General features: G+C 55.4%; 1 protein-coding gene. It reads left to right on the plus strand.

What is annotated here, in order from left to right; all coding sequences use genetic code 11:
• On the plus strand, positions 1-276 hold a 276-nt coding region (locus Q9I99_RS11370; RefSeq protein WP_301668636.1), incomplete at both ends, for a transposase.

The following is a 276-nucleotide window of genomic DNA, read 5'->3' on the forward strand; positions in this document are numbered from 1 at the left end:
CTTCCCACTATTGAAGTTGGATCAAGTGATTGATTGGCAGCCGATCGAACAATACCTGAACCGTCAAAGAACCCGTTACCTCCGAGACCACCGCGGCCGTCCCGCCTATCCCCCGTTGTCCATGTTCAAAGCCGTCCTGCTCGGACAATGGCACAGCCTCTCCGATCCCGAACTCGAACACAGCCTCATTATCCGCATCGACTTCAACCTGTTTTGCCGTTTCGACGAACCGGGCATCCCCGATTACAGCACCTTATGCCGCTACCGCAACTGGCT

Origin of the sequence: Neisseria basseii, assembly GCF_962707005.1 — a bacterium.
Lineage (GTDB): Bacteria > Pseudomonadota > Gammaproteobacteria > Burkholderiales > Neisseriaceae > Neisseria > Neisseria bergeri.